Genomic DNA, 5,923 nt, shown 5'->3' on the forward strand with positions numbered 1-5,923 from the left:
ATAGAGCATAGTTTTATAGTTATTGATAATAAAAACATCAACATATATTTCTTATGTTTTAGCGTGATTAAATTCGTGAAATAATAAAATTTTATCTTAAAAAGATAGATCAATACATTAATAATATTGATCTATAAATAAATTTTTATTTTTTGATTATATGCAAATTTACTGGTAGGTAAATAGCACATTAACAGTTTTACTAAATTCACCAGCTGTTAAGTTTTTTCCACTTTCTCTGGAAAGTTCTACATTATAGTTAAAATTACCAGGCTTTTGTGTTGTGATAATGCCTTTTCTATAAGGAACACCAAATTCAATTTCTTGGTTAAGGTCATTATCAGTAATAGTCGCTTGTAATCCATTATCTAATAACAGGTATTTTTTATTAACAAGAGTTCCATTACTACTATTAAATGTAACACTAATATCTAGACCCGTTTCACAATCTTGGGGCACATTGACATTTAAATTAAAATTATCTTTAACTGTATTTCCAGCAATAAAATCTTTTGCATTGAGTATATTAAAATCAACTGTTTTGTTATTCATACTAACAGAAGGATTTGGACATAAATTAACTCTTTCAGCTTTAATATTTGCCCCAAGTACAGGCAATAACATATTATCCGAAATCTTTCCATTATTTCCTGTATAGTGATTACCAATAGTAAAATCACCGGTTTCAAATGATCTTAATTCTTTTGCGTTCCTTTTTAGCGTATAAGTAAACATACTCGCCATGGTGATTTGTTTTTTATCCCAACGTGCTAAGTTTATTGAATAATTATTATTTACTTTTGTTAAATTAATTTCATCGTAATTGTATACATTACTATTCATAGCAAAATCTATGCCGGAATTATCAATTAAATTTTGTATATTTGCGGGAATTACAATCAAAAATTTAAGTGTTCTATCTTCGGCGGAATTTACATTAGAAAAGTTACAGTTCCACGTTATTGGGGTTGTGGTGATCTTAGCTAATATCTCATTAGAGGAATCCATTGAAATATTAATTGGTGTTATTGAAAGTGGAGCAAAATCATTTGTTCCATTAGGGCCTGAACAATATTTATGAGCTAATACATTAGATGAAAGAGAAAAAAATAAAAAAATGGTAAACAAGTATATTTTTAATAAATATTTTATCATGCTTTTTTCCTAAAACTTAAATTTTATTTATGATCAATTCGCAAGTTTGTGAATTTTTGCAATTATATTGACTAAATTTTAATGAACCAAAATCATCAATGTAGCCAAGCATGACATTATTTTTTATTGAGGAATTCACTCTTACTATGCTTTGGCTGAAGGGTGGAACGACTATTTCGTTAAAGTTTTTATCTTTTTCAGTACTATTGTTTATATTTACAACAATAATATTGTATGGAGTTGGATTATCTAATGTAATTTTATTATCTAATTTATTGATAATTAAATCTTGTTGAAAGTCATTTCCCATTTTTTTTGTATAAGAAATCCCTTTAGGTCGATAAAATAATTTCAATTTAGATTGAATAGTAAATTGTACGACATTTTTTTCTTTACTTTGTGGTGGTATTCCTAATAAATTGAAATAAAGTAATGTTTCTCTATCATTTAATAACATATTTTGAGAATCAAGTTGTGAAATTTTTATTTGTTTCTTTTGTCCTGGATTGATTTTTTGTAAAAAAGGTAAAGCAACTAATGAGTGTTCTAATTTTTTTCCATCAGCAGTTTCTATCCAAGTTTGAGCTAAAAATGCAGACACTTCATCTTGATTAACGATAGTAACGCTAGTTCCATTATTTTCACCATTATAAATTATTCGTGTTCTATCAATATTAAGAGTCGCATATGATGAAGTTGATAATAATAATAGCGTAAAAAAAGTTATAAATTTCTTTTTCATTTTATGTCCTCAAATAAAAATAGATTACTGGCATATAGCTATATGCTTATCTTTTTGCTCTAGTAACGAATTAGCAGTGAAAGTACAAATATTATCTCCCCATTTAACGTTAAGTTTATCGTCATTATTTAATCCAACAAGATAAACAGAGCCTTTTTCTGCTATTATGCCCGCGGTTTTTTCTCTTGTTATATTGTAAACAGTTGCACCAAAAGGTGGATATTGACCATCTTTCAATTTAATTCTACTTATTAAAGATATTCCTATATCGGCATCCAGTTCAATATAGCCAATTGCGCCATCTGTTAATGCTGTTTCAATGATGTTATCTTGAATATTAACATTTTTAGGTAATTCGTTAATATCAACTGCATATTCCATCCGATAATAACTGGGAACATTATTTAAAGTTGCAATACCAAAACTATTAGTAGTTGCGTTACCATTATCAATAGATACACCTTTTACATTAGGAATACCAACTAATAAACGTGATTGATCACGATATACTTGAGGATGAATCGATAAACCATGTGATGTTAATGTCATTGATCCATTTAGCATGGCACTTCCTGATTTTATATCATCACTAAATGCACCACTAATTTGTAATTGTCCTGCATCACCATCATGTGACAAATACGCATTAATGCTTTTATTCGATAAATTATCACTTGTCGAGGCTCCAATATTATAATTTGTCTTTTGGTCAAACCTATCACTATAGTTCAAGTTATTGGTATATTTATTATTCTGACTATTGTGAGAACCAAAATAGGAAATCATAGCATTATTGTTATCCTCAAAACGTTTATTAAAAGCCAAATAAACTTGATTATCAGTTTTATTTTGACGAGATTTTGACTGATTAAATGATAGCGATATTGAGCTGTTTTTTAATAACCCACTATTAAAGTATTTATTAAATGCAATGCTTGCATAATTATTACGCCCACCATTCCAATAAGTATGTTGTGAGCCAGTTATACTCACACTTGTATCAAAAAAAGGCAATTGCTGACTATAAGATAATGAAATAATATGTTTGTCTTTATCATTATATAGAACATTATCGTCAGTTTGTTTTTGTTCAATAAAGTTTAATAATGAATTAAATTGACGATCTGCAAAACGATATCCCATCAGTGTTATTTGACCATTAATCGATGGTACGTCTTTCGCATAGTTGATACGAAAACTATTCCCGTTTTCTTTTTGAGAATTTGATAAATTAAGTTTTGAATGAGTAATATCAAATGAAAGGGCACCAAATTTAGTCAAGTTTTGTCCAATACCTATATTAATAGCTTGATATTCTTTATTTTGTGTACTTAATACGCCACTAAATAAAGAGGTATTATTTAAAACACCAACTGAACCTTCAAGAGAAATAAATTTATCATTTATATCACTACCATTTGGCGAAAGTTGACCTGCATTTAATTTATAACGAAACTCACCTTTACGAGTTAAAAATGGAATATTAGTTGTGGTCACTTGAAATTTTCTTTCACTTCCATTGTCTTCAGAAATGGTGACATCAATAGTTCCAGTAACTGACTGACTAAGATCTTTAATGATAAAAGGTCCAGCAGGTACTTTTATCTGCTGGATAATACGATTATTTTGAGATAGGGTAACCGTTGCATTACTTGTTGCAACACCTGTAATTTGTGGTGCATAACCACGTAAATTTGGAGGCATCATGCTTTCATCGGTATACAGGCTAATCCCCTTGAAGCGAACAGAATCAAATAAATCTGTTTTTAGCTGTATTTCTCCAAGAAATAATTTTGCTGATATTTTTGCTATATCGCGGAATGCATAAATTTGTTCCCATTTTAGTTTCCCATTATTTTGAGCTGAAGTATTATTTATAAGCTCATTTCTATATTGATAATTGCCACGGAACCTCCATGCAGATATATTTGCTCCCAAATTTCCATATATACTGAGATTATTACGCGTATCTTGATTTTTTGCACGATAATAGCTATTTGTAATATTATAATCTAGTATTATCCCAGGAATTCCATTATTTCTAAATTCAGGCGCGATCCAATTAATTTGGGAGTATTCTAAATACTTTTGTGGAATTGAAATTGATAGTATTTGATCCGAGTCATTGAATTCAATAGCAACATTTTTATCTAAATTTTTTATATCTATACATTCAACATCGGCATTAGATAGTATTTTATCTAAGGCTTCTTTTGTTAATGGTAAATAACTTATTATTTTAGGTGTAATGCAAGGAATAATTAAATCATCTTTATCAATAAATTCAATTTCTTTCCCTCGAATGATTTTTTTACCATTTAACTCAATATCAACAATATATAGTCCTTCTGTTAAGTCGTTTTTTTCAAAATGACTTAAATCAATGTTGTCGTGATCTGATAAATATAGGGCATTAATATTAAATGTATCTGCATGTATAAATGATGAGAATATTAAAAGAGGTATTATATAGCTGAAGTTTTTTTTATTAATTAACATGATGCTATAAACCTCTAAATAAGGTCTATCTAAACTTAGATAGACCAATATATAATGAATAAAATAAATTTATTAATTATTTAATAATTATTATTAAAAATTGAATTTTATTGATAACTTAAAACGTAATTTGCTACAGCTGTAATATCACCTGAAGTGGCTTGTCCTGTAGCTTGCGCTTTTGCTGATAATAAAACGCTAGTATCTGGTGATTTTAAAACTTGTTCCAATTTTGTTCCTGGTTTAATTGCATCACCATTGCTATCAAAGAAAGCAACTGCGACATTTGATGCAGAACCACTATTTGCCCATAACGAGGCATCAGTATTATCAGCTTTACCTGAGAATGTAATTTCTACTTTAGAATATTGCTCATCAGGCTCACCAGTATCTAATTTACAATCATTTAATTTGAGCTCAAAATTACTTTGTGGCCCAGTATTTCCAGATACTTTCAAGTTATCGGCATTAATATTACCTAATGATACTTCTTTATTTAAATCCATAGGTGCAATTGTACATGCACCTGAGTTTATTGTTCCTTTAAATGTAATAGTACCACTACCTGCATTATTTGCTATTGCAGATACAGATGTCGCAGAAATAGCAGCAAAGCAAATTGCTAATAAAGACTTTTTCATATTGACTACCTTATTTAATAATTAATTTTTTAGAATGATAAATAAATATTATTTAACGTGTTTTAGTCTAGGCATAAGAATATATAAGAGCAAGCTTATTATATTTCCATGGATGATTATCTGTAACTAATTATTAAAAATAAGATGTTCTATTAATACTTTTTTTGTTTTTCTTTAAATTATATAACTCATTTACACTTATTATTGGTAAGGATAGTATTATGTTTATTTTTATACGTTTTTTTTTACAAATATAATGAATATTTATTATGTGTTAATTATAAAGTTTTTTTTCTTCATTTTTTACAATCTAATAAATATGTTATTTTTTTTAACGGTTTTTTGAGTATATTTTACTTATTATATTGGTATATTTTACTTATTTATTTGGTATTTTTTATTTTACTATTTTAATAATTAATATTCTATTTATAAAATAATAATTACTAGATGGTATTACTAGAAAAGAAAATAACTCACAATGTAATCCGTAAATTTAAATCTGATATGATGAGATAAAAAGAGGGGATGTTGAGATTGAGTAGTCGCTAAGTAGGAAAGTTAGATTAAAAAAAACAGCCTTGCGTAAACAAGTCTGTCTTATCAAAAGCATTTAACTAAATTTCAATTACAGTTAATCTGCATTAATTTATGTTTATTTTACTTTTGTTTGTTTTTTCAGTTATCTAACTAACTGCTTAACAAGATTGAAGTGGTGCCCGGACTCGGAATCGAACCAAGGACACGGGGATTTTCAATCCCCTGCTCTACCGACTGAGCTATCCGGGCAACGGGGCGTATTAAACCCGATCTTACCTTGCTCGTCAACGTTATTTATCACAAAACTGTTTGATTGCTGTTTTTTTAAACTTATCGGTTAATAAAA

4 protein-coding genes and 1 tRNA gene are annotated in these 5,923 nt (G+C 28.2%); all 5 read right to left on the reverse strand.

What is annotated here, in order from left to right; genetic code table 11:
* Nucleotides 1-168: 168 nt before the first annotated feature.
* A complete protein-coding gene (locus tag M983_RS12400) occupies nt 169-1,155 on the reverse strand; it encodes a fimbrial protein (RefSeq protein WP_083954600.1) in 987 nt (328 codons plus the stop codon).
* Nucleotides 1,156-1,171: 16 nt separating this feature from the next.
* Nucleotides 1,172-1,897, reverse strand: a complete 726-nt coding sequence (locus tag M983_RS12410) for a fimbria/pilus periplasmic chaperone (protein ID WP_066751308.1) — start codon at nt 1,895-1,897, stop codon at nt 1,172-1,174.
* Between the two features lie 24 nt (nt 1,898-1,921).
* Nucleotides 1,922-4,396, reverse strand: coding sequence for a fimbria/pilus outer membrane usher protein (locus M983_RS12415; RefSeq protein ID WP_066751320.1), 2,475 nt, complete (start codon nt 4,394-4,396; stop codon nt 1,922-1,924).
* Nucleotides 4,397-4,503: 107 nt separating this feature from the next.
* Nucleotides 4,504-5,037: a fimbrial protein gene (locus M983_RS12420; protein ID WP_066751323.1), complete on the reverse strand. Its 534-nt coding sequence runs from the start codon at nt 5,035-5,037 to the stop codon at nt 4,504-4,506.
* Between the two features lie 713 nt (nt 5,038-5,750).
* Nucleotides 5,751-5,826 (reverse strand) — tRNA-Phe (locus M983_RS12425).
* Nucleotides 5,827-5,923 lie beyond the last annotated feature (97 nt).

Source organism: Proteus myxofaciens ATCC 19692 (assembly GCF_001654855.1).
Taxonomy (GTDB): Bacteria; Pseudomonadota; Gammaproteobacteria; order Enterobacterales; family Enterobacteriaceae; genus Proteus; species Proteus myxofaciens.

Coding starts and splice junctions, on each gene's coding strand:
- M983_RS12415 (WP_066751320.1), bottom strand. CDS start 4,396: ATGTTAATTAATAAAAAAAACTTCAGCTATATAATACCTCTTTTAATA.
- M983_RS12410 (WP_066751308.1), bottom strand. CDS start 1,897: ATGAAAAAGAAATTTATAACTTTTTTTACGCTATTATTATTATCAACT.
- M983_RS12400 (WP_083954600.1), bottom strand. CDS start 1,155: ATGATAAAATATTTATTAAAAATATACTTGTTTACCATTTTTTTATTT.
- M983_RS12420 (WP_066751323.1), bottom strand. CDS start 5,037: ATGAAAAAGTCTTTATTAGCAATTTGCTTTGCTGCTATTTCTGCGACA.